The organism is Nonomuraea sp. SYSU D8015 (assembly GCF_008065375.1).
Classification (GTDB): domain Bacteria; phylum Actinomycetota; class Actinomycetes; order Streptosporangiales; family Streptosporangiaceae; genus Nonomuraea.
This window is the reverse complement of the sequence record NZ_VJYI01000001.1, coordinates 1,348,502-1,371,463: the sequence shown is the minus strand read 5'-3', so window position 1 is coordinate 1,371,463 and position 22,962 is coordinate 1,348,502. Positions and strand designations below refer to the sequence as shown.

Here is a 22,962-nt window from a genome sequence, read left to right as displayed (position 1 = left end):
GCTGCGGGGTGGCCTCCTCAGCCGCTGAATCGAACAAGCTCTCCACAGCGCGAGATTACATGCCCCACACGGCTCTCGCTCCGGAGTCGCCGGCCTGGAACACGTAGTAGCCGGCCACCGCGGCCAGCACCAGCGTCATACCGGACAGGATCAGCGTCGTGACACGGCCGAAGCGGTCACGGCCGACGGAGTCGCGGGCGGGGCGGGAGACGTACACGAGCAGGAGCGAGACCGCGGCGAGGCCGAGCACCGACAGCAGCAGCGGGTTGGCGAAGCCCTCATGGGCGGAGATGCGGGCGCCGAGCTCGCCGTCGGCGGTGGCGAAACGGGCCGCCTTGAGGCTCTCGCCGCTCTCCTTGGCCGCGTAGACGGCCGCGGGGGCGGCCAGGGAGAGCAGGACGACCGCCCAGGCCACGTACGGCCGCCAGCGCGGCACCAGGGCGTACACCGCGGCCACGGCGACGAGCACGGGGGTCAGGACGACGGCGAAGTGGACGATCAGGGGATGGGCTGGAAGGCCCAGGATCTGGTCGAACATGGGGGGCTCCTTCGTGCTCTTTTCACCTACGTATGCGAGCACGATATGGTTCGCGACCTCAGAAGTCGCACATCACGGCTTTCGCCACTTACGTCCGGCACATATCAAGGGCCGGTAGCATGCGCGGAGTTGTTTGGTCATGTGTCGGCAAAGATGAAGGAGACAAGCGGTGAGCGGCGAAGACCGCAAGAGCGAGCTGGCGCGGGAGCACAAGGAGCGGCAGGAGAAGCGCGCAGCGGCCGAACAGTCCGCCAAGGGCAGGCGGAACACCTTCATCGGCGCAGGCGTGGCCGTCGTCGTGGTGGCGGGCGGCATCTTCGCCGCGACCACGCTGGTCAACAAGGACGGCACCGACGCCGCGTCGGCGGAGAGCACGCCCTCGGCGTCCGCCTCCGCCTCCGCGTCGGCGCCACTCCCGAGTCCCACGGCGACCGCCAAGGCAGGGCCGGTGACGTGCACGTACAAGCGTGACACCTCGGTCCCGAACAAGTTCGTGGGCCTGCCGGGCAAGAAGCCCAACATGAAGCTGAAGAAGTGGACGATCAACTTCAACAGCGGCAAGGTCGTCGTCGACCTCATGACCGACGCGGCGCCGTGCACGGTCAACTCGCTCAGCTTCCTGAACAAGAAGCGCTTCTACAACGACATGAAGTGCCACCGCCTGGTCACTCCGGACGTGTCCGGCGTGCACCTGCTGCAGTGCGGCGACCCGCAGGCCAAGGCCGACGGCAAGAACCCGACCGACGGCCAGGGCACGGCGGGCTACGTGTACGCCGATGAGAACGCCGACATTCCCCCCGTCAAGGGCGTGGTCTTCATGACGCAGCCGGCGGAGGCGGCGGGCCAGAACAACAGCCAGTTCGCCTTCTCGCTGTCGGACGAGAACCAGCAGATCCAGCCGGGCTACTCGGTCGTGGGCGTGGTCAGCGAGGGCATGGACGTTCTTCTCGGGATGGCCAAGGACGGCAACGACCTCCTCGTCAACGAGGCCGACATCACCGGCGACGGCGGCACCACCGCCCCGAAGAACCCGGTGATCATCAAGAACATGACGTTCTCCTGAGCGGCTCCCCAGCGGGCTCACGCGAAAGCCGGTAGGGCACCTGCCCTACCGGCTTTCGCGTTTCTCAGGCGTTCTTCGGCGCGGCGTCGACGCCCGCCTCCTTGCGCTGCTCGGCGGTGATCGGCGTGGGCGCGCCCGTGAGCGGGTCGAAGCCGGAGGCCGTCTTCGGGAACGCGATCACGTCGCGGATCGACTCGCCGCCGGACAGCAGCATGCAGATGCGGTCCCAGCCGTAGGCGATGCCGCCGTGCGGCGGCGGGCCGTACTTGAAGGCCTCCAGCAGGAAGCCGAACTTGCTCTCGGCCTCCTCCTTGGAGATGCCGAGCACGTCGAAGACGCGCTGCTGCATCTCGGCCCGGTGGATTCGGATGGAGCCGCCGCCGATCTCCATGCCGTTGCAGACCATGTCGTAGGCGTAGGCCAGGGCCTCGCCGGGGTGGTCCTGGAAGGTGTCGGCCCACTCAGGCTTGGGCCCGGTGAAAGGGTGGTGCACGGCCGTCCAGCCGATCTCGCGGCCCACCTCGTCGTGGACGGGCTCGAACATGGGCGCGTCCACGACCCACAGGAACGACCACGCCGACTCGTCGATGAGGCCGCAGCGGCGGCCGATCTCCAGGCGGGCCGCGCCGAGCAGGTCGCGCGCGGCGTGCTTGGGGCCGGCGGCGAAGAAGACCGCGTCGCCGGGCGCGGCGCCGACCTTGCCCGCGAGCCCGGCGCTCTCCGCCTCGGACAGGTTCTTCGCGACCGGGCCGCCGAGCGTGCCGTCCTCCTGCACGAGCACGTACGCCAGGCCCTTGGCGCCGCGCGAGCGGGCCCACTCCTGCCAGCCGTCGAGCTCCTTGCGGGTCTGCGAGGCGCCGCCCGGCATGACCACCGCGCCGACGTATTCGGCCTGGAAGACGCGGAACGACGTGCCGGCGAAGTAGTCGGTCATCTCGACGAGCTCCTGGCCGAAGCGCAGGTCGGGCTTGTCGGAGCCGTAGCGGGCCATCGCGTCGGCGTACGTCATGCGCGGCAGCGGCGTCGGCAGCTCGTAGCCGGCGATCTCCCGCCACAGCCGGCCGATCAGCTTCTCGCCGACCTCGATGACGTCCTCCTGGTCGACGAAGGACATCTCGACGTCGATCTGGGTGAACTCCGGCTGCCGGTCGGCCCGCAGGTCCTCGTCGCGGTAGCACTTGGCGAGCTGGTAGTAGCGCTCCAGCCCGGCGACCTGCAGCAGCTGCTTGAACAGCTGGGGCGACTGCGGCAGGGCGTACCAGTTGCCGGGCTGCAGGCGCACCGGCACCAGGAAGTCGCGCGCGCCCTCCGGGGTGGAGCGCGTCAGGGTCGGCGTCTCGACGTAGACGAAGCCGAGCTCGTTCATGACCTCGTTGGCGAGGTAGGTGGCCTTGGAGCGGACGCGGATCGCGTTGGCCACCTGTTGGCGGCGGATGTCGAGGTAGCGGTGCTTGAGCCGCGCCTCCTCCGACACGCCCACGTTGCCCTCGATCGGGAACGGCAGCGGCGCCGCCTCGCTCAGCACCTCGACCGTGTCGGCCACGACCTCGATCTTGCCGGTGGGCAGGTCGGGGTTCTCGTTGCCCTCGGGGCGCGGGCGCACCTCGCCGACGACCTTCACGCAGTATTCGGCGCGCAGGTCGTGGGCGTGGTCCTCCTCGCGGAAGACCACCTGCGCCGAGCCGGAGGCGTCACGCAGGTCGATGAAGACCACGCCGCCGTGGTCGCGGCGGCGGGCCACCCATCCCGCGAGCGTCACCTTCTGCCCGGCGTGCTCCTCCCGGAGCGACCCGGCCGTATGCGTGCGGATCACTGCACTTTCCCTTCGTACGGATAGAGGAGGGGCGGCAGCGGCCCTGACGCGCCATTCACTGCACTTTTCCCCTTCAAGACGTCCACGACCTGGGCCAGCGGCACCTCGGTCTGGTCAGCGGTGGTCAGGTCTTTCACTTGCACGGCGTCGGCGGCGAGGTCACGCTCGCCCAGGATCAGCGCGAAGCGGGCGCCGGAACGGTCGGCCCCCTTCATCGCCCCCTTGAGCCCCTTGCCGCCGAAGGCCATGTCGGCGGCGACGCCGGCCGCGCGCAGCTCGCTGATGAGCAGGAACATCCGGCGCCTGGCGTCGTCACCCAGCGGGACACCGTACACCTGGACGCGCGCCCGTGCGGCCTCGTCGCCGAGCAGCCCCTCGGCCTCCATGGCCAGGAACGTGCGGTCGACCCCGAGCGCCCACCCGACGCTCGGCAACGGCGGGCCGTCGAGCATCTCGCTCAGCCCGTCGTAGCGGCCGCCCCCGCCGACGGCCGACTGCGAGCCGAGCCCGCCGTGCACGAACTCGAACGTGGTGCGCGTGTAGTAGTCGAGCCCGCGCACCAGCCTCGGGTCATCCTCGAAGGCGACCCCGGACGCGGTCAGCAGCGCGCGGACCTCCTCGTGGTAGGCATTGCAGGCGGCGCACAGGTGATCGACGACCAGGGGCGCGCCGGCGAGCTGCGCCTGCACCTCGGGCCGCTTGTCGTCGAGCACCCGCAGCGGGTTGATCTCGATGCGGGCCCTGGTGTCCTCGTCGAGGTCGAGCCCGCGCAGGAACTCCTGCAGCGCGGCGCGGTAGGCCGGGCGGCAGGCCTTGTCGCCGAGCGAGTTGAGCAGCAGCGTGACCTTCTTCAGGCCGAGCGAGGCGAAACCGCGGGCGGCGAGCACGATCAGCTCGGCGTCGAGCGCCGGGTCCTCCGAGCCGAGCGCCTCGGCGCCGACCTGCCAGAAGTGCCGGTAGCGGCCCTTCTGGGCGCGTTCGTAGCGGAACTGGCTTCCGGAATACCACAGCTTGACCGGGAGCTGACCGGTGTGCAGGTTGTGCTGCAGCACGGCGCGCACGACCGAGGCCGTGCCCTCGGGGCGCAGCGTCAGGGAGCGTCCTGCCTTGTCGGGGAACGTGTACATCTCCTTGGAGACGATGTCGGTCGACTCTCCTACGCCCCTGGCGAACAACTGTGTGTCTTCGAAGACCGGCGTCTCGATGTAGCCGTACCCCGCCTGGCGCAGCGGGGCGGCCAGCGCCTCGCGTACGGCGAGGACCCGCTCCGAGCGGGGCGGCAGCCAGTCGAAGGTGCCCTTGGGTGCTTGGAAGCTCATTAGATCCCTCGTGTGGGACCGGCGTGCGGCGCTGCTTCCTTCAGGTACGGGTTGGTGGCGCGCTCGCGGCCGATCGTGGTCTGTGGTCCGTGGCCCGGCAGGACGACCGTATCGTCAGGCAGCGGCAGACACTTGGTAGCCAGGCTGCGCAGAATCGTCGGGTAGTCGCCCCCGGGAAGGTCTGTGCGGCCGATGGAGCCGGCGAACAGCAGGTCGCCCGCGAACACGACGTCGTCGCCGGGCAGCCGGAAGATCACCGACCCCCTGGTATGGCCGGGCGTGTGGTCGACCACGAGCTCGAGGCCGGCGAGCTGGAGGACGGCGCCGTCGGTGAGCTCGCGCACGTCGTCGGGCTCGCTCAGCGTGAGGCCGCCGAACAACGAGGCGCTCGTGCCGGACCAGCCGGCGGCCGGGTCGCTCAGCAGGTGGCGGTCGTCGGGGTGGATCCACGCGGGGACGTCGCGCGCGCCGCAGACCGGGGCGACCGACCACACGTGGTCGAGGTGGCCGTGGGTGAGCAGGACCGCGACCGGCTTGAGACGGTGCTCGCGCAGCAGCTCGTCGACGCCGTCGGTCGCGTCCTGACCTGGATCGACGATGACGCACTCCTCACCGGCGGCAGGCGCGACTACGTAACAATTGGTCTGGAAGGCCCCTGCGGGGAAGCCGGCGATGAGCATCTGCCTCAGGTGATCTCGTCGAAAAGCCAATGGGAATGTAACCGAAGGGTACCGGTGCGGGTCGCCGGGCTGCGAATCATTACCCGTTGGCCGATACGATTCGCCCACCTCAGTTGATTGACTATGGGAGGCAAAGCGGTGGCCACGGGGAAGGACCGGCAGAAGCAGCTGGCGCGCGAGCACTACGAGCGGCAGATGCAGCGCCGTCTCGAGCGCGAGCAGAAGGCCAAGCGCAACGCGATCATCGGCTCCACCGTGGGCGTCGTGATCGTCATCGGCGGCATCGTGACCGCGGTGGCGCTGCTGGGCGGAGAGGACCCGGCGACGGAGGCGGCCGCCTCGCCCACGGCTTCGGCCGCCGACACCGCCTCGGCCCCGCCGAGCACGGGGCCCAAGCCGTACGACGCGGCGACCGGCACCTGTGAGTACGTCAAGGATCCCGGCGGCGGTCAGGTCAAGGACGTCGGCATGCCTCCGGCGAAGGTGAAGAACACGCCGGCCACGAAGACGATGACGTTCAAGACGAATCAGGGCGACATCGTGGTCGAACTTGACAACGCCAAGGCGCCCTGCACGACCAACTCGCTGGAGTTCCTGGCGAAGAAGAACTACTACGACGGCAGCAAGTGCCACCGTCTGGGCAACGACAAGTTCCCGATGCTGCAGTGCGGCGACCCGGCGGCCAAGGCCGACGGAAAGAGCCAGGACGGCACCGGCGGCCCCGGTTACGTGATGGCCGAGGAGAACCTCCAGGGCGCCCAGTACAAGCGCGGTGTGATGGCGATGGCCAAAACCCAGGCTCCGGGCACCACGGGAAGCCAGTTCTTCCTCGTTTACGGAGACATCGGACTCACCCCGGATTACACCCCGGTGGGTACGATCACCAAGGGACTCGACATCCTCGACAAGGTGAACAAAGCAGGTGTCATCTCCCCCGGAGCCGACGGGACGGGGGCGCCAAAGGAAACCGTCGAAATCAAAGACGTGACAATCGCCGGCAAGAGCTGACGTAATACAAACTAGGGACGAAGTAGTCCCGAAGGGTCTGATGGATAGTGCGGGAGGACACGGTGAGCACCGACCCGTGGGGCCGGGTAGACGACGACGGCACCGTCTACGTGCGTACGGCCGAGGGAGAGCGGGCCGTCGGCTCCTGGAAGGCCGGTGAACCCGAAGAGGCGCTGGCCTACTTCCATCGCAAGTACGACGAGCTGGCGGGCCAGGTTCAGCTGCTCGAGCAGCGGGTGAGGGGCACCGATCTGGCGCCGGCGCAGGCCGAGGCCAGCATCGCCAAGCTGCGCGAGGCCGTCGCAGACGCCCACGCCATCGGCGACCTGGCCGCGCTGACCGCCCGGCTCGACGGCCTGACGGAGCTGGTGGCCCAGCGCCGCGAGGAGGTCAAGGCGGCACGCGAGCAGGCGCGCGCCGAGGCCAGGGCGGTCAAGGAGCGCATCGTCGCCGAGGCCGAGCGCATCGCGGAGGAGACCACCCACTGGAAGTCGGGTGGCGAGCGGCTGCGGCAGCTGGTCGAGGAGTGGAAGGCCGCCGACCGCATCGACCGGGTCACCGAGGCCGCGCTGTGGAAGCGGCTGTCGGCGGCCCGCACGGCGTTCGCCAAGCGGCGCAAGGTGTACTTCGCGGGGCTGGACGAGCAGCGCGAGGGCGTGCGCGCGGCCAAGGAGCGCATCGTCGCCGAGGCCGAGGCGATCGCCGACTCCACCGACTGGGGCGCGACCGCGGCCGTCTACCGCGAGCTCATGCAGCAGTGGAAGAGCGCGGGCCGGGCCTCCAGGGAGGCCGAGGACGAGCTGTGGGCGCGCTTCAAGGCCGCTCAGGACCGGTTCTTCCAGGCCCGGTCGGCGGTCTTCGCCGAGCGCGACGCCTCGCTGGCGGCCAACGCGCAGGTCAAGGAGGAGCTGCTGGCCGAGGCGGAGAAGATCCTCCCGGTCACCGACGTACGCGCGGCCAGGGCGGCTCTGCGTCACATCCTTGAGCGGTGGGAGGCCGCCGGGCCCGTGCCGCGTGAGCAGCGCGACCGGCTGGAGGGCGGGCTCCGCAAGGTGGACGAGGCCGTGCGCAAGGCCGAGGACGCCGAGTGGAAGCGGTCCAACCCCGAGGCCAGGGCCCGCGCGCAGAGCACGGTCGACCAGCTGCGCGCCTCGATCGAGCAGCTGGAGAAGCGGCTGGCCAAGGCGCAGGCCGCCGGCCGCGCCAAGGACGTCAAGGAGGCCGAGGAGGCCCTGGTCGCCCGCCGTTCCTGGCTGGCGGAGGCCGAGCGGACGCTGGCCGAGTTCAGCTGACCTGACGACGTCGTTCCCGCCCGATCGAGGGGAATCGGGCGGACGCGGAGGGTCACCGCGATCTAGGCTGACGGCATGGATCCCGTCAGCGTCGCGCGTGCCCTCGTCGAGGAGATGTTCCCGGGAGCCCTGTACGCCTTCGTCGGCGGCAGCGTGCTCACCGAGCACCGCACCGGCACCTCCGACCTCGACGTCGTGGTGGTGCTCGACGGCCTGCCCACGCCCTACCGGGAGTCGCTGCGGTGGCGTGGGTGGCCGGTGGAGCTGTTCGTGCACAGCGAGACCAGCCTGCGCGCCTACCTCGACAAGGACTTCGACCGGCGGCAGCCGAGCCTGGCGCGCATGTGCGCCGAGGGCGCGGTGCTGACCGACCGGACCAGCGGCCGGGCCAGCGACCTGCAGGCGGCGCTCGGAGAGCGCCTGGCGGCCGGGCCGGGCGGGCTGACGGACACGCAGGCCGAGCGGGCCCGATACTGCCTCTCCGATCTCCTGGACGACCTGTCGGGAGCCACCGACGCCGGCGAGCAGACGTTCATCCGCTGGCAGGTGGTGGAGGAGACGGCCAGGCTGGCGCTCGGGTTCGGGCGCAGGTGGCAGGGCAGCGGCAAGTGGCTGCTGCGCGAGCTGCGCGCGCACGACCCGGAGCTGGCCGAGGAGCTGCTGGCCGCGCACTCCGACCCGGTACGCCTGGCGGGCGTCGCCTCGGGCGTGCTGGAGCGGGCGGGAGGGCGCCTCTGGGAGGGGTACAGGGCCGAGGGCGACCCGTTCCACCGGCCGCTGCGTCACGTGGCCTCAGGGGAGCTCTCGGGCGATACGGCGCAGAGTTCCGGCATGCGCCGGCTGGCCGCCATCAGCGGCGCCACGGCCGGGTCGTCGCGGCTGTGGATGGGGCAGACCCACGTCGCGCCCGCCACCCGGTCGTCCGATCATCATCACGGGGCGTCGGAGACGGCGATCTACGTGGTCAGCGGCACGCCCTCGTTCGTGTTCCTGGAAGGTTCCGAGGAGGTCCGGCTGGAGACCAAGCCGGGCGACTACGTCTTCGTGCCGCCGTACGTGCCGCACCGGGAGGAGAATCCGGACCCGTCGCAGGAGGCCGTGGTGGTGATCGCCCGCAGCACCCAGGAGGCCATCGTGGTCAACCTCCCCGACCTCCGCCCCCACTGACCGCGCACCGGCACCCGCGCCCCGGCGAGCCTTCCTCGCCCGGGGGCCTGCGCCCGCGGCTCGACGGCCCTTCGCCTGCGCGCCGCTACTCCGCGGCTCAACCGGCCCATCCCCCTCACCGGCTCGAGATCACGGGAGCAGCACGCCGGCGCCGGGCTCCCCGTAGGCCCCTGCATCCGTCGGCCGCCGTCCGCGTTGCGCCGAACTCCACCGCACCACAACCCGCCGACCCGATGCCGGGGAGAGCGCGGGCCGTGCACAGCACGCGCACCTCACATCAGCGCACGTACCAGATCAGCACCCGCGCGTTATCGGCCAGCGCACGCACCAGGTCAGCACCCGTGCGCCGTCGGTCGGCGCACGCACGCGCCAGCTCAGCATCCGCGCGCTCGCGATCGGCGCACGCACCCCCCGAAGCGGCGCATCCCCGTGCCCAGAGCCGCCCTCATCACGGTCCTGCGCCGACGCGGCATGCTCCCCCGCCAGCGCGCCCCACACGGCGACGCCGTCGAGGGCCTGTGCGGGGAGGCAGCAGGCAGCGTCTGGGCTCGGCGGCGGGTCCGCGTGCGTGGGTGAGCCGTGCGGCGGTGACCGGTGGCCGGGTCAGCCGCCGGCGCCGCTCACCCGGTAGACGTCGAAGACGCCCTGGATGCTGCGGACGGCCTTCAGCACGTGCCCCAGGTGCTTCGGGTCGCCCATCTCGAACGTGAACTTGCTGATCGCCACCCGGTCCCGCGACGTCGTCACCGACGCGCTCAGGATGTTGACGTGCTGGTCGGACAGAGTGCGGGTGACGTCGGAGAGCAGGCGCGGCCGGTCCAGGGCCTCCACCTGGATGGCCACCAGGAACACGCTGTCGTCGCTCGGCGACCAGCTCACCTCGACCAGCCGGTCCGGCTGCGACTTGAGCTGCTGGACGTTGGTGCAGTCGGCCCGGTGCACGGACACGCCGTGCCCGCGGGTGACGAATCCGACGATCTCGTCGCCGGGCACCGGGGTGCAGCACTTCGACAGGCGTACCCAGACGTCGGCGTCGCCCGCCACCACCACGCCCGCGCCGCCCCCGCCCCGGGGACGGCCGCGCAGCCGGGTCGGCAGGGCGGTCTCGGCGATGTCCTCCTCGGCGCTGTCGACGCCGCCGATCGAGGCGACCAGCTTCTGCACGACGGCCTGCGCCGCGATGTGGCCCTCGCCCACGGCCGCGTACAGCGCGGACACGTCGGGATAGCGCAGGTCGCGGGCCAGGGCCAGCAGCGCCTCGCCCGACATCAGCCGCTGCAGCGGCAGGCCCTGCTTGCGCATGGCGCGGCCGATGGCCTCCTTGCCCGCCTCGATCGCGGTCTCGCGGCGCTCCTTGGAGAACCACTGCCGGATCTTGTTGCGGGCCCGGCCCGACTTGACGAACTTCAGCCAGTCGCGTGACGGCCCGGCGTCGGGCGACTTGGAGGTGAAGATCTCGACGGTGTCGCCGTTGCCGAGGCGCGACTCCAGCGGCACCAGCCGCCCGTTGACGCGGGCGCCGATGCAGCGGTGACCCACCTCGGTGTGGACGGCGTAGGCGAAGTCGACCGGCGTGGCCCCCTCGGGCAGGGCGATGACCTGGCCCTTGGGGGTGAACACGTAGACCTCGGAGACCGACAGGTCGAACCGCAGCGACTCCAGGAACTCGCCCGGGTCGGAGGTCTCCTTCTGCCAGTCGAGGAGCTGGCGCAGCCAGGCCATGTCGCTGCCCGGCTTGACCTTGCCCGTGGGGCCGGGGGCGCCGACCTCCTCCTTGTATTTCCAGTGCGCGGCCACGCCGTATTCGGCCCGGTGGTGCATCGCGTGGGTGCGGATCTGCAGCTCGACCGGCTTGCCCTCGGGACCGATCACCGTGGTGTGCAGCGACTGGTACATGTTGAACTTGGGCATCGCTATGTAGTCTTTGAACCGCCCCGGCACCGGGTTCCACCGGGCGTGGATGGTGCCGAGCGCCGCATAGCAGTCGCGCACGCTGTCGACCAGCACGCGGATGCCCACCAGGTCGTAGATGTCGTCGAACGCGACGTCCCTGGCGATCATCTTCTGGTAGACCGAGTAGTAGTGCTTCGGCCGGCCCTTGACCACCGCGCGGATCTTCGCCTCGCGCAGGTCGCCGGAGACCTTCTCGATGACCTCCTGCAGGAACAGGTCGCGGCGCGGCGCCCGCTCCGACACCATGCGCGCGATCTCGTCGTAGCGCTTGGGGTAGAGCATGGCGAACGCGAGGTCCTCGAGCTCCCACTTGATCGTGTTCATGCCCAGGCGGTGGGCCAGCGGGGCGAAGATCTCCAGGGTTTCGCGGGACTTCTGGTGGCGCTTGTGCTCCGGCAGGTAGCGCATGGTGCGCATGTTGTGGAGCCGGTCGGCCAGCTTGATGATCAGCACGCGGATGTCGCGCGACATGGCGACGACCATCTTGCGCACGGTCTCGGCCTGCGCGGCGTCGCCGAACTTGACCTTGTCCAGCTTCGTCACGCCGTCGACCAGCGACGCGATGGTGTCGCCGAAGTCGCCGCGCAGCTCGTCGAGGCTGTAGGCGGTGTCCTCGACCGTGTCGTGCAGCAGGGCCGCGCACAACGTCTCGTCGTCGGTGCCGAGCTCGGCCAGGATGGTGGCCACGGCGAGCGGGTGCGTGATGTACGGGTCGCCGGACTTCCGCTTCTGGTCGCGGTGGTGGTAGGCGGCGACGTCGTAGGCACGCTCGATCAGGCGCAGGTCTGCCTTGGGATGGGTGGCGCGGACCGTGCGGAACAGCGGCTCCAGCACCGGGTTCATGGCCCCACCCCCAAACCGCCGCCGGCGCGTGGCTGGTACGCCGGCCGGCTCGGCACTGCCGGAGTCGGTTACGTCGGGCACGACCACATCACGGGGCACACAGACTCCTCCCGCAATGGCTCCTCACGCAATTGGCTCCTCACGTTAGAGTCCAGATCCCCCAGTGTATCCAGGCGGCGAACCCGGACCGTCGCGGGCCGGTTCAGACGATCACCAGGGAATGCAGGTTCACTTCCGGCAAACGCTCGCGTCCCTTGAGAAATGCCAGCTCCATGAGCACCGCGATGCCGACGACGTCACCGCCGGCCCTGGTCACCAACTCCACGGCCGCCTTCGCCGTGCCGCCCGTGGCCAGCACGTCGTCGACGATGAGGACCCGGTCGCCGGGCGCGAAGGCGTCGCGGTGGACCTCGATGGTCGCGGAGCCGTACTCCAGATCGTAGGACTCTTCGAGGGTCTCGGCGGGCAGTTTCCCCTTCTTCCGCACCGGCACGAACCCGGCCCCCGCCCGGTACGCCACCGGCGCCGCCAGGATGAACCCGCGCGCCTCGATCCCCACGATCTTGTCGACCTGATACAGCCCGGCCAGCTCCTCGACCACGGCCGCCATCGCGACGGGGTCGGCCAGCAGCGGGGTGATGTCCTTGAACAGGACCCCCGGCTTGGGGTAGTCGGGCACGTCCCTGATCCGGTCCAGGATCATGGCGCTCAGCTCACTCATGGCGTTTCCCTCGCATCTCTCCACCGGCCGTGTGCCGGGCTCCATGATGGTGCATTCCGCCTCCCGCGCGGACCGGGGACGGCCTCCAGGACGTCCTCTACGCGGCTCTGTGACGCCGCGGACGTCGTTCGGCCACCTCAGGACGTCCTGCGCGTCCCGGGGCGTCCAGGGACGTCCCTGGACGCCGGGAGGGTCCACGCAACGCGCGACGCCCCCGCCCGGTGAGGGGCGGGGGCGTCGTCGGTGTGTACGCGGTCCCGGCTGCTAGCCCTTGGCTACCGCCGCGCTTTTGGAGCCCTTCGCCCCCTTGCCGCCCGTGGAGGCGAGCCGCTTGGCGATGGCCTGGTACTTCGGCTCCCGCTCCTTCAGCGTCACCAGCAGCGGCGTGGCCACGCAGAGCGAGGAGTAGGTGCCGACGATCATGCCGACGAACAGGGCCAGCGACAGGTCCTTGAGCGTGCCCGCGCCGAGCACCGTGGTGCCGATGAACAGGATCGCCGCCACCGGCAGGATCGCCACCAGCGACGTGTTCAGCGACCGGATCAGCGTGTGGTTGAGCGCGTTGTTGGCGGCCATCGAGTACGTCATCTTCGATGTGTGGCCCAGCTTGGCCGTGACCTCCTTGATCATGTCGAACACCACGACCGCGTCGTAGAGCGAATAACCGAGGATGGTCAGGAAGCCCAGCAGCGTCGCCGGCGTGACCTCGAAGCCCGACCAGGCGTAGATGCCGGCGGTGATGACGAGGTCGTGGATGAGCGCGACGATCGCCGCGAGGGCCATCTTCGGCTCGAACGCCATCGACAGGTACAGAATGATCGCCACCATGAACGCGACCAGGCCCCACAACGCCTTCGTGGACACCTCACCGCCCCAGGACGGGCCGATCGCCTGGATACTGACCTCACCGGCCGGGACGTTGAAGTCCTTGGCGATCTCGGTCTGCACCTGGTTCCTGGTGTCCTCCGGCAGGCTCTCGGTGGTCACCCGCCAGCCGCCCTCGTTGCCGGCCGACTGGACGATCGCCTGGTGCACGCCCTCCTCGAGGACGGACGCGCGGACCTCCTCGACGGAGGTCTGAGGGGCCTTGAACGTGAAGACCGTGCCGCCCTTGAACTCCACGCCCAGGTTGAGACCGTTGATCAGCAGACCGGCCAGCGAGACGGCCAGCAGCAGGCCGGACAGGCTGTACCACAGCCTCCACTTGCCGACGAAGTCGACGTCGATCTCGCCGCGGTAGAGGCGACGTGCGAGTCCCATCTCAGGCCTCCTGCGGGGTGGTCGTGCGGGCGGCCGTGCCGGTCTCGCTCATGCGTTCGGCGTCGAGACCGGACAGCGGGTGGCCCTTGGCGAAGAACTTCATCTTCGCCAGCAGGGCGATGAACGGCTTCGTGAACAGGAACACCACCACGATGTCGATCAGCGTGGTCAGGCCCATCGCGAACGCGAACCCGGCCACACCGCCCACCGCCAGGAAGTAGAGCACGATCGCGGCGATGAACATGACGGCGTCGGCGATCAGGATCGTGCGCCGGGCACGGACCCAGGCCACCTCGACGGCCGCCCGCAGCGAGCGCCGCCCCTCCTTCATCTCGTCGCGGATGCGTTCGAAGTACACGATGAAGGAGTCGGCGGTGATGCCGATCGAGACCACCAGGCCGATGATGTGCGGCAGGGACAGCCGGAAGTTGGCGTTGTGGCCGAGCACGACCACCGACGTGTACGTGATGATCGTCGCCACCACGAGGCTCAGCACCGCCACGATGCCGAGGCCCCGGTAGTAGAGCAGGCAGTAGAGCACCACGAGCACCAGGCCGATGAGGCCCGCGATCAGGCCGCCCCTCAGCTGGTCCTGGCCCAGGGTCGAAGAGACCGTGTCCACGGAGCTGCGGTTGAACTTCAGCGGCAGCGCGCCGTACTTCAGCTGCTCGGCCAGCTGGGTGGCGCTGGCCTGGGTGAAGTTGCCGGTGATCTCGGCGCGGCCGCCGGGGATCGGGCTGATGATGTTGGGCGCGGTGATGACGACGCCGTCGAGCACGACCGCGACCTGGTTGCGCGGCGGCTGCGCGTTGTACGCCTTGGTGGTCAGGTCGCCCCAGGCGCCCGCGCCCTTGCTCTTGAAGTCGAGCTGGACGCTCCACTCGGACCTGCCCTGGGGGATGCCGGCGGAGGCGGTGTCGATGTCGGTGCCGACGACCTTGGCGACGTCGAGGACGTACTTGAAGCTGCCGTCGTCCTGGCAGGCGGCGTACTGCTTGTTCGGGTCGTCCTGGACGCCCTGGCCGCGGTTCTTCGGGTCGGCGCAGTTGAGCTTGTTGTACTGCGCCAGCACCGCCGGGTCGATGCCCTCGGTGTTGATGCCGGCGTTGGGGTCCTGCGCGGGCGGCGTGCTGGCCTGCGCGCTGGGCGAAGCCGTCGGCGTGGACTTGGCGTCCTGGCCCTTCTTGGACTCCTGCTTCTTGCCCTCGGCGCTCGGCGTGGCCGACGGCTGCGGAGAGCCGGACGCGCTCGGGGTCGGCGCGGTCAGCGCCGACGACAGCGCCTTGCCCGTCGGGGACGTGGTCGGCTTCGGCGCGCCCGCGGACTGAGTCGCGGTCGGCTTGGCCGACGACTGCTTGCCCGACGGCGTGGGCGAGGCCCCCGTCGCGGAGGGCGAGGCGCTCGGCGAGGGCGCGTTGGTGGCCAGCTCCTGCGGGACCTGCGTGGCCTCCGCTGCGAGGACCTGGCGGAAACGCAGCTCCGCGGTGGTGGCGACCAGCTTGATGGCCTCGTTCTGCCCGACGCCCGGAATGGAGATGATGATGTTGTCGCCGGACTTGGCGACCTCCGCGTCGGAGATGCCGGTGCCGTTGACCCGGTCACGGATGATGTTGACCGCGCGGTCGAGGATCTCCTCTGGAGGACTCGCGTTGTTCAGGGTCACGGGCGACAGAGTCACCGTCGTGCCGCCGGCGAGGTCGAGTCCCAGCTTGGGCGTGTACGCCTTTTGCAGGAGCATCGTCCCGCCCATGGCGAGGATGAGCGCCAGCAGCACCAGGAGCGTGCGCCCCGGTCGGCTGTGGCGACTGGTCGGTCGGGCCACTGGTCGTCAGTTCTTTCGGATAGAGGTTTGTCGCAGAGCTTAGTCAGGACTGCTTGGTGCCGGAGTCCTGGCCGTCGTTGCGATCCACGGTGGCCTCGGACTCGTTCTTGCCCTCCCCCGCCTCGTCGGCGTCCGGCTCGTAAGCCGCCGGGGCGTCGCCAGGTGCGACGACGCGGCCGATCGCGGCCTTCACCCAGCGGGTCTCGATCCCGGGCGCGACTTCGAGGATGACGTCCTCATTGTCCACCGCGGTCACGGTGCCGAACAGGCCCGTCGTCGTCATGACGCGGGTGCCGGGCGTCAGGGAGTTCTGCATCTGGACCGCCTCTTGCTGGCGCTTGCGCTGAGGGCGGATCAACAGGAAGTAGAACACCACCACCAGCAGGATCAGCGGCAGGATGCTCATGAGTTGGTCCATTTGGGGTGACCTTCCATTGTCGTACAAGAAGTTGACACCGGCCTCGCGCCGGAAATTCCATGCGTTGCGTCGGGCCGCGCCGCTCAGCCCGTCAGCCTACACAGCCAGCCAAGCCACGGAGTGTAGGCGCTTGTTGCGAAACGCGGCAACGAGGCAGCGTTTCGGCGCGCGGGGAAGTTCCCGATTTGAAATGGTTGCAACCGATCTGTAATCAGTCGAAATTCGCGGCTCCGAACGCGTCCGGCGGCGGGGTCATTCCGAGGTGGATCCACGCCGCGGCCGTGGCGACCCGGCCGCGGGGCGTCCTGGCCAGTAAACCCTGGCGGACGAGGAACGGCTCGGCCACCACCTCGACCGTCTCCGGCTCCTCCCCCACGGCCACGGCCAGCGTGGACAGGCCGACAGGGCCGCCGCCGAACTTCTTCAGCAGCACGCCGAGCACCGCCCGGTCGAGCCGGTCGAGCCCTTCGGCGTCCACCTCGTACAGGTTGAGCGCTGCGGAGGCGATGTCGCGGTTGATCACGCCGTCGGCGCGCACGTCGGCGAAGTCGCGTACGCGTCTCAGCAGGCGGTTGGCGATGCGGGGCGTGCCGCGCGACCGCCTGGCGATCTCGTGGGCGCCCTCGGCGGGGAGGTCGACGCCGAGCAGCCTGGCCGAGCGGTAGAGCACCTGCTCCAGCTCGCTCACCTCGTAGAAGTCCATGTGCGCGGTGAAACCGAACCTGTCGCGCAGCGGCGCAGGCAGCAGCCCGGCCCGCGTGGTGGCGCCGACCAGGGTGAACGGGGCGATGTCGAGGGGGATGGCGGTGGCGCCCGGGCCCTTGCCGACGACGATGTCGACCCGGAAGTCCTCCATCGCCATGTAGAGCATCTCCTCGGCGGGCCTGGCCATCCGGTGGATCTCGTCGATGAACAGCACCTCGCCCTCGGCCAGCGTGGACAGGATGGCCGCGAGGTCGCCGGCCCGCTCGATCGCGGGGCCCGAGGTGATGCGGAGCGGGGCGTTCAGCTCGGCCGCTATGATCATGGCCAGGGTGGTCTTGCCGAGTCCCGGGGAGCCGCTCATCAGCACGTGGTCGGGCGGGCGGCGGCGGCGCAGCGCGCTCTCCAGCACCAGCGACAGCTGCTCGCGCACGCGGCCCTGCCCGATGAACTCGCCCAGCCGCTTGGGCCGCAGCGCCGCCTCGATCTGCAGCTCGTCCCCTGCCGCATCGGGCGACACGAGCTCCCGCTCAAACCCCACGCCGACCACACCTCCTCACCGGAACCACACCACCACGGCCACCACACTGGACGCCACGCCGACGCCGCACGGCGCCTCCGACTGCCGGCACCAGACCCGCACCCCAGGGTCCGGACTTCTCACCGTACGGCCCTCAGCCGTCACCATGGGGCGACGACACGGGCGCGGGCGACGGTCATCGCGCCGCCGGACCGCGGCGTCCCTCCGGTGTGCGGGGCTCGGACCGGAAGGCCCGAAGACGAAGTGACCGGCGGCGGTGTGAGCGAGGGCGGAGTGACCGGGAGCGCGATGACCGGCAGCCGCGTGACCGAGAGCGCGATGACCGAGAACGCGATGACCGGCAGCCACGTGGCCCAGAGCGGGATGGCCAGGAGCGGGATGATCGGCAGCCGGGTGACCCAGAGCGGGATGGCCGGCGGCGAGGCGGTCCAGGGCGTGGGCGGGGGTGCGGGGCGGGGTCATCGGACGCTCAGGGCGCGGAGTGCGGCCTTGAGGAGGGCGGCGACCTGGGGCTGGCGACCGGCGGCGAGCTCCGCGTCGGCGTCGGGCTCCACCACCGCGATCGCCTCGTCGGCGTCCTTGCTGGAATAGCCCAGCCCCACCAGCCCCGAGTGGACCTGCTCCCGCCACACCGCCACCCGGCGCTCCCCCTTGAGCGCGGCGTTGACGGCCTCCTCGGGCGTGCCGAGCCGGTCCTTGAGCTCCAGCACGATGCGCTGCGCCCCCTTCTGGCCGATGCCCGGCACTTGCGTGAGGGCCTTGAGGTCGGCGCTCGCCACGGCGACCCGGAGCGCGTTGGGGGTGTGGACGGCCAGCATGGCGAGGGCCAGCTTAGGGCCGACGCCGCTGGCGGTCTGCAGCAGCTCGAACACCACGCGTTCGTCGTCGGCGGCGAAGCCGTAGAGGGTGAGCGACTCCTCGCGCACCACCAGCGAGGTCGCCAGGCGGGCCGTCTCGCCGACGCGGAGCGTGGCGAGCGTGCCCGGGGTGCAGTGGGTGAGGATGCCGACGCCGCCGACCTCGATGACGGCCGCGTCCGGGGCGATGGCCGCGACCTTTCCCGCGACTGACGCGATCACAGCCTGGTGTCCTTTCGTGTGGCCTTGGCCAGGGCCTCGGCGAGACGGCTCTGGGCGCCGCCGCGCCACACGTGGCAGATGGCCAGGGCGAGCGCGTCGGCGGCGTCGGCGGGCTTGGGCATCTCGGAAAGGCGGAGCAGGCGGGTGACCATGGCGCCGATCTGCTTCTTGTCGGCGGTGCCGCTGCCGGTGATGGCGGCCTTGACCTCCGACGGCGTGTGCAGCGCCACGGGCAGCCCGCGCCTGGCCGCGCACAGCACGGCGATGCCGGCCGCCTGGGCGGTGCCCATGACGGTGCGTACGTTGTGCTGACTGAAGACCCGCTCGACCGCGACCGCGTCGGGCCGCACCTCGTCGAGCCACCGCTCGATCCCGGCCTCGATGCCGACGAGGCGGGCGCCGAGCTCCTCCTCCGCGCCGGTGCGGACCACCCCGACGGCCACCAGCGTCAGCGGCGCGCCAGGACGCCCCTCGACGGCTCCCAGGCCGCACCGGGTCAACCCCGGGTCGACGCCCATCACCCGCACCGGCTCACCCTCCCGCACACACTGCCGAACATCTGTTCGGCACGAGACTCTACCGTGACGGAGGTGGCCGCGCATCGTGAAACGCCCGGCCCTCTCGCGGCAGGCTCGTCTCCGGACGGGACAAGTGTCTCCCGCGATCTGACGCGTCCGTCAGGCAGGCCAGGGCGGACCGTGGCTGAGATCCGCGGACTCCGCGCTCCTGCAGGGAGTGCGACTTCCGGGCCACCGCCGGACGCCGTCCCGCTGCGACAGAAAGCTACACCGCGATCACCCGGTCAGAAGTACTCCAGCATGTACGGCCGGGCGGCGAAGGCCATGTCGAGGGCCTCGTCGTACCGGACGTCGCCGGACATGAGACCGGCGAGGCGGAGGGTGGCGGTCGGGATGCCGCTGTACAGGGCGGCCAGGCCATTGGCGGTGAGCACGGCGCCGGACGCCCCCGCGCCCTCGGCGACCGGGACGGCCGCACCCGAGCCGCCCGAGATCTCCAGCCGCCACGTGCCGCCGCCCAGCAGCGGGTCTTCCACGGTGATGACGGCCTCGCAGGTCGCCGGCACCGGGTAGCCCCTGCGCTCGACCGCGGCGGCCACGTCGAGCACCCTGAGCATCCACCGGACCTGCTTGACCTGCTCCTTGCCGCGCTCCCGCAGCAGCCACAGCACCGGGTCGTCGGGCGCCACGGGGGCGATGACGTGCTGGGCGATCGAGGACGCGCTGCCCACCAAGGTCCACAGCGCCCTCGCCGTCTCCGCCGAACCGGCGACGAGGCTGTCGACCAGGATGTCGTCGCCCTTCCACCGGTAGATCACGAAGCCGTCGTCGGCGAGGTAGAGGAAGTCGTCCTCCGCCTCCAGCCACAGGCTCCAGGTGCGCTCGTCCCACGAGACGGGGCCGCTCACCCGGGTGGCCGCGTACACGCGGTGCAGCACGGAGATCAGCTCGGCCGCGTCGTCCGGGCCCATCCTGCGCAGCTTGACCTGCCCGGACGGGCGGATCCCGCGCAGGGCCTCGGCCGGGAGCCGCACGTTGTGCTGGGCTCCGGCGTGCTCGTAGCCGACGCCCCGGTAGATGGGGGTGGTCGCCGGGTAGAGCGTGGAAACCGCGTCGCCGAGCGCCGCGGCCCGGTCGACGACCGCGCGCATGAGCCGCGTGCCGACGCCGCGGCCGCGGTCCTCGGGGTTGACGGTGACGCCCGCGATCCCGGCCATCGGCTGCGGCCTGCCGTGCCACCACTGCGTGAGCGACCGCAGCCGGGCGGCCGCGGCGAGCCTGGTGCCCTCGAACACGCCCAGGTAGCGTCCTTCACCGAGCACCGGCGTCACCGCGCGTCGCCATCTGTCCCTCTCCGACGCGGAGGTCGGTCCGAACGAGCGCTTGCGCAGGTCGAGGACGGCGTCGAGGTCGTCGGGGGTCACATCGCGAATTTCCACAGCGGACCAACTTACGCAGCCGGGGGACGCGAACGCGAATCGTTTGTCGAGAGGGCGAGCCTGTCGAGGTAGAACAGCTGGGCGGCGACGGCGGCCAGCAGCGCGACGACGATCACGAGCAGCGGCGTGGCGGCGCCGACGTCGAGCGAGCCGGGAGCGCCGAACCGGCTGAGCTGGTTCACCTGGGCGACGGGGGCCGTGTGCAGGGCGGGCTTCACGGCGACGAGCAGCGGCCAGAGCAGGTCCTGGGCGTTGAGCAGCGCGACGGCCCCGGTCAGGATGCCCGCCATGGGCAGCGAGGGCAGGACGACGCCGCCGAAGAAATCCCTGTCGTTGCGCTCGGCCAGTCCCCTGCACAGCAGGGTGAGCACGAGCAGGGCGGGCACGCTCACGAGGAGCGGCGGGACCAGCGCGAGGAAGCTGTTGAGCAGGCCGAGGTTGTACACGTTCTGCCAGTTGGCGACGCCGAGGGGGCCGGTGCCGACGAACAGCCAGGGCGCGAACACCAGCAGCAGCCAGTCGCTCCCACGGCCGAGGGGGCGCAGGCCGCCGATGCCGAGTGCGGCGAGGTACGCGACGCCGACCGAGACCAGCGCTCCGGCGATGGCGGGCACCCAGGTGTTGACCTGCGCCTGCAACCCCCCGGCGGGGCTGTCCGGCGAGGCCGACGCACCGGAGATCCAGGGCCAGGTCAGCACGACGCCCACGGCCACGAAGAGCACCAGCGCCGACACCCCGACGACCACACCGGCGGTCTTCACAGGGCGGCTGGAGGGCGGCGTGGGCGCGGCACCGGAGGATCCGGCGGCGGGGGGCCCTCCGGTGGGCGGCCCGGCAAGAGGAGAACCGGCGACTGGGCCGCCGGACGACCCGGCGGGAGGGCCCCCGGGCGGCCCGGCAGGAGGGCCGGTGGGAGGGCCGGTCGGAGGAGGCGGGGAGAAGAGCGGCGGCCCGCCGGCCGGAGGAGCGGAGAGCGGCGTCCCCGGAGCGTGCGGCCCCGGAGCGTGCGGCCCGGGAGCGTGCGCCTCTGAAACGGGAGGTCCGCCGGTGGCCGAGGCGCCCGGCGCGAGGGCGCCGGCGGTGGGGATGAGGGTGATGCGGGTGCGGAAGGCCACGGCGACGGCGGTCGCGACAAGGCCCAGCACGCCCAGGAGCACCCCCACGAGCGTCGCCACGGACGCCCCGGCGCCCAGCTCGACCTCGATGAAGGCGAGCTGGTACTGGAGCCCCATGAGCGTCTGTGTGGATCCGTTCGGCCCGCCCCGGGTGAGCACGAACCCGATCGAGAAGGTCTGCAACCCCACGGCGACCACGGCGATCGCCATGAGCACGCCGACTACGATCATGGCGGGCAGGGGCGTGCCGCCGCGCAGGGCGGGCAGGTACGCGAGGACCCCCAGTGCGCACACCACGCCGAACGTGGCCGCGGCGATGATCAGCTGCAGCGCCGCAGGCGCCGTGACCGGGTCACGCAGCCCGTGGGCCAGCGCGAGCAGGCCGGACGCCTCCGGGGAAACCCCTTGGAACCAGGCCGTCGCCACCCCCACCGGCGAGAACGTGACGATCGCCAGGGACGTCACGATCCGTCCCGCCCGCCGCGGCCAGGTGCCCGCCCGGTCGAGGGCCAGCGCCAGCAGCGGCGCCACCAGCACGGCCACGAGCAGCGGCACGATGATCAGCGAGAGCGTCACCATCAGCGCCGGGAAGATCTCGCCTTCCCTCAGCAGCTCGTCGTAGTTGGCCAGTCCGGCGTACTCGATCTCCCTCAGGACGCCGCCGCTCTGGAAGCTGAGCCAGATCGTCTGCGCCGTCGGCAGCACCAGCGTGATGAGGGCGCCGAGGAAGGCCGGCAGGACCAGCAGCCAGCCGATCGCCCGGAAGGACGCTTGTGGTGGGTTGGGGGAAGTCACGTCGCCCGACCCTACGCCGCCAACGGGCCCTCTCGCACGTGGAAACCGCGTGTACTGCGGATACGCGCGAGCGAGGGCCCGGCGGAACCGAGCCCTCGGTCAGGGAGGCGGGAAAGCCTACTCCGCGCCGAGGCGCTCCAGGACGGCGTCGCTGACGTCGAAGTTCGCGTAGACGTTCTGCACGTCGTCGCTGTCCTCCAGCGCCTCGATGAGGCGGAACACCTTCTTGGCGCCCTCCTCGTCGAGCGGCACGCTCAACGTCGGCAGGAAGCTCGACTCGGCGGAGTCGTAGTCGATGCCGGCGTCCTGCAGGGCCTTGCGCACCGGCACCAGGTCACCGGCCTCGCAGACGACCTCGAAGGAGTCGCCCATGTCGTTGACCTCTTCGGCGCCCGCGTCGAGCACGGCCATGAGCACGGTGTCCTCGTCGAGCCCGTTCGCGGGCACGATCACGACGCCCTTGCGGTTGAACATGTAGGAGACGGACCCGGGGTCGGCCAGGGAGCCTCCGTTGCGGGTCAGCGCGACGCGCACCTCGGAGGCGGCGCGGTTGCGGTTGTCGGTGAGGCACTCGATGAGCACGGCGACGCCGCCCGGCGCGTAGCCCTCGTACATGATGGTCTGGTATTCGGCGCCGCCGGCCTCCAGGCCGCCGCCGCGCTTGCGGGCCCGCTCGATGTTGTCGTTGGGCACGGAGTTCTTCTTCGCCTTGTAGATGGCGTCGAAGAGGGTGGGGTTGGCGTCCGGGTCAGGGCCACCGGTCCGGGCCGCCACTTCGATGTTCTTGATGAGCTTGGCGAACAGCTTGCCCCGCTTGGCGTCGAGCGCGGCCTTCTTGTGCTTCGTCGTCGCCCATTTGGAGTGGCCGGACATTAC

19 protein-coding genes are annotated in these 22,962 nt (G+C 70.8%); 4 read left to right on the top strand and 15 right to left on the bottom strand.

What is annotated here, in order from left to right; genetic code table 11:
* Positions 1 to 55 precede the first annotated feature (55 nt).
* Complete coding sequence (locus tag ID574_RS08710; RefSeq protein WP_188188162.1) at positions 56 to 538, bottom strand: DUF2231 domain-containing protein; 483 nt, start codon at positions 536 to 538, stop codon at positions 56 to 58.
* 169 nt (positions 539 to 707) lie between these two features.
* Between ID574_RS08710 and ID574_RS08705 the strand changes: the two genes are divergently transcribed.
* The gene (locus ID574_RS08705) at positions 708 to 1,601 is read left to right on the top strand and encodes a peptidylprolyl isomerase (protein ID WP_188188161.1); all 894 of its coding nucleotides are present in this window, start codon (positions 708 to 710) and stop codon (positions 1,599 to 1,601) included.
* 64 nt (positions 1,602 to 1,665) lie between these two features.
* Here the strand turns inward: ID574_RS08705 and aspS are convergent, their stop codons facing one another.
* The 3 genes from aspS to ID574_RS08690 are packed head-to-tail and all read right to left on the bottom strand — an operon-like array spanning position 1,666 to position 5,413.
* The gene (gene aspS / locus ID574_RS08700; RefSeq protein ID WP_188188160.1) at positions 1,666 to 3,414 is read right to left on the bottom strand and encodes an aspartate--tRNA ligase; all 1,749 of its coding nucleotides are present in this window, start codon (positions 3,412 to 3,414) and stop codon (positions 1,666 to 1,668) included.
* Positions 3,411 to 4,733 (bottom strand): histidine--tRNA ligase, encoded by a 1,323-nt coding sequence (gene hisS, locus ID574_RS08695; RefSeq protein ID WP_188188159.1) that lies wholly within the window; start codon positions 4,731 to 4,733, stop codon positions 3,411 to 3,413. Before hisS ends, aspS begins: the two co-directional genes overlap by 4 nt.
* Complete coding sequence (locus ID574_RS08690) at positions 4,733 to 5,413, bottom strand: MBL fold metallo-hydrolase (RefSeq protein ID WP_188188158.1); 681 nt, start codon at positions 5,411 to 5,413, stop codon at positions 4,733 to 4,735. The genes hisS and ID574_RS08690 overlap by 1 nt, the downstream gene beginning before the upstream one ends.
* A gap of 138 nt (positions 5,414 to 5,551) precedes the next feature.
* Between ID574_RS08690 and ID574_RS08685 the strand changes: the two genes are divergently transcribed.
* The 3 genes from ID574_RS08685 to ID574_RS59580 all read left to right on the top strand — a co-directional run bounded on the left by ID574_RS08685 (position 5,552) and on the right by ID574_RS59580 (position 8,880).
* On the top strand, positions 5,552 to 6,421 hold the full coding sequence (locus ID574_RS08685; protein ID WP_336245493.1) for a peptidylprolyl isomerase: 870 nt from the start codon (positions 5,552 to 5,554) through the stop codon (positions 6,419 to 6,421).
* A 62-nt stretch (positions 6,422 to 6,483) separates the two neighbouring features.
* Positions 6,484 to 7,713, top strand: coding sequence for a DUF349 domain-containing protein (locus tag ID574_RS08680; protein WP_188188156.1), 1,230 nt, complete (start codon positions 6,484 to 6,486; stop codon positions 7,711 to 7,713).
* 75 nt (positions 7,714 to 7,788) lie between these two features.
* The gene (locus ID574_RS59580; RefSeq protein ID WP_223166483.1) at positions 7,789 to 8,880 is read left to right on the top strand and encodes a cupin domain-containing protein; all 1,092 of its coding nucleotides are present in this window, start codon (positions 7,789 to 7,791) and stop codon (positions 8,878 to 8,880) included.
* A 603-nt stretch (positions 8,881 to 9,483) separates the two neighbouring features.
* Here ID574_RS59580 and ID574_RS08670 read toward each other — a convergent pair.
* The 11 genes from ID574_RS08670 to ID574_RS08620 all read right to left on the bottom strand — a co-directional run bounded on the left by ID574_RS08670 (position 9,484) and on the right by ID574_RS08620 (position 22,959).
* Positions 9,484 to 11,676: a RelA/SpoT family protein gene (locus tag ID574_RS08670; RefSeq protein WP_188188155.1), complete on the bottom strand. Its 2,193-nt coding sequence runs from the start codon at positions 11,674 to 11,676 to the stop codon at positions 9,484 to 9,486.
* Between the two features lie 202 nt (positions 11,677 to 11,878).
* Positions 11,879 to 12,397 (bottom strand): adenine phosphoribosyltransferase, encoded by a 519-nt coding sequence (locus ID574_RS08665; protein ID WP_188188154.1) that lies wholly within the window; start codon positions 12,395 to 12,397, stop codon positions 11,879 to 11,881.
* Between the two features lie 264 nt (positions 12,398 to 12,661).
* Positions 12,662 to 13,657, bottom strand: coding sequence for a protein translocase subunit SecF (gene secF / locus ID574_RS08660; protein WP_188188153.1), 996 nt, complete (start codon positions 13,655 to 13,657; stop codon positions 12,662 to 12,664).
* Position 13,658: 1 nt separating this feature from the next.
* Positions 13,659 to 15,479 (bottom strand): protein translocase subunit SecD, encoded by a 1,821-nt coding sequence (gene secD, locus ID574_RS08655; protein ID WP_336245492.1) that lies wholly within the window; start codon positions 15,477 to 15,479, stop codon positions 13,659 to 13,661.
* Positions 15,480 to 15,522: 43 nt separating this feature from the next.
* Positions 15,523 to 15,885, bottom strand: coding sequence for a preprotein translocase subunit YajC (gene yajC / locus ID574_RS08650; protein WP_223166482.1), 363 nt, complete (start codon positions 15,883 to 15,885; stop codon positions 15,523 to 15,525).
* Between the two features lie 223 nt (positions 15,886 to 16,108).
* Complete coding sequence (ruvB, locus tag ID574_RS08645) at positions 16,109 to 17,140, bottom strand: Holliday junction branch migration DNA helicase RuvB (protein WP_188188151.1); 1,032 nt, start codon at positions 17,138 to 17,140, stop codon at positions 16,109 to 16,111.
* Between the two features lie 458 nt (positions 17,141 to 17,598).
* Positions 17,599 to 18,219, bottom strand: coding sequence for a Holliday junction branch migration protein RuvA (ruvA, locus tag ID574_RS08640; RefSeq protein ID WP_188188150.1), 621 nt, complete (start codon positions 18,217 to 18,219; stop codon positions 17,599 to 17,601).
* Entirely contained in the window at positions 18,216 to 18,746 is a 531-nt protein-coding gene (gene ruvC, locus ID574_RS08635) for a crossover junction endodeoxyribonuclease RuvC (RefSeq protein WP_188188149.1), read from the bottom strand. The genes ruvA and ruvC overlap by 4 nt, the downstream gene beginning before the upstream one ends.
* A 275-nt stretch (positions 18,747 to 19,021) precedes the next feature.
* On the bottom strand, positions 19,022 to 20,176 hold the full coding sequence (locus tag ID574_RS08630) for a GNAT family N-acetyltransferase (RefSeq protein ID WP_223166481.1): 1,155 nt from the start codon (positions 20,174 to 20,176) through the stop codon (positions 19,022 to 19,024).
* Between the two features lie 11 nt (positions 20,177 to 20,187).
* The gene (locus ID574_RS08625; protein WP_188188148.1) at positions 20,188 to 22,086 is read right to left on the bottom strand and encodes a hypothetical protein; all 1,899 of its coding nucleotides are present in this window, start codon (positions 22,084 to 22,086) and stop codon (positions 20,188 to 20,190) included.
* 117 nt (positions 22,087 to 22,203) lie between these two features.
* Positions 22,204 to 22,959 carry a YebC/PmpR family DNA-binding transcriptional regulator gene (locus ID574_RS08620; protein WP_188188147.1) on the bottom strand — a complete coding sequence of 252 codons (756 nt, stop codon included), beginning with the start codon at positions 22,957 to 22,959 and terminating at the stop codon, positions 22,204 to 22,206.
* Positions 22,960 to 22,962 lie beyond the last annotated feature (3 nt).

Bases quoted from the DNA above. Each gene is read 5' to 3' on its own strand.
- ID574_RS08670 (WP_188188155.1), bottom strand. From the start codon at position 11,676: ATGAACCCGGTGCTGGAGCCGCTGTTCCGCACGGTCCGCGCCACCCAT.
- secF (WP_188188153.1), bottom strand. From the start codon at position 13,657: ATGGGACTCGCACGTCGCCTCTACCGCGGCGAGATCGACGTCGACTTC.
- yajC (WP_223166482.1), bottom strand. From the start codon at position 15,885: ATGAGCATCCTGCCGCTGATCCTGCTGGTGGTGGTGTTCTACTTCCTG.
- ID574_RS08620 (WP_188188147.1), bottom strand. From the start codon at position 22,959: ATGTCCGGCCACTCCAAATGGGCGACGACGAAGCACAAGAAGGCCGCG.
- hisS (WP_188188159.1), bottom strand. From the start codon at position 4,733: ATGAGCTTCCAAGCACCCAAGGGCACCTTCGACTGGCTGCCGCCCCGC.
- ID574_RS08665 (WP_188188154.1), bottom strand. From the start codon at position 12,397: ATGAGTGAGCTGAGCGCCATGATCCTGGACCGGATCAGGGACGTGCCC.
- ID574_RS08710 (WP_188188162.1), bottom strand. From the start codon at position 538: ATGTTCGACCAGATCCTGGGCCTTCCAGCCCATCCCCTGATCGTCCAC.
- ID574_RS08690 (WP_188188158.1), bottom strand. From the start codon at position 5,413: ATGCTCATCGCCGGCTTCCCCGCAGGGGCCTTCCAGACCAATTGTTAC.
- ID574_RS59580 (WP_223166483.1), top strand. From the start codon at position 7,789: ATGGATCCCGTCAGCGTCGCGCGTGCCCTCGTCGAGGAGATGTTCCCG.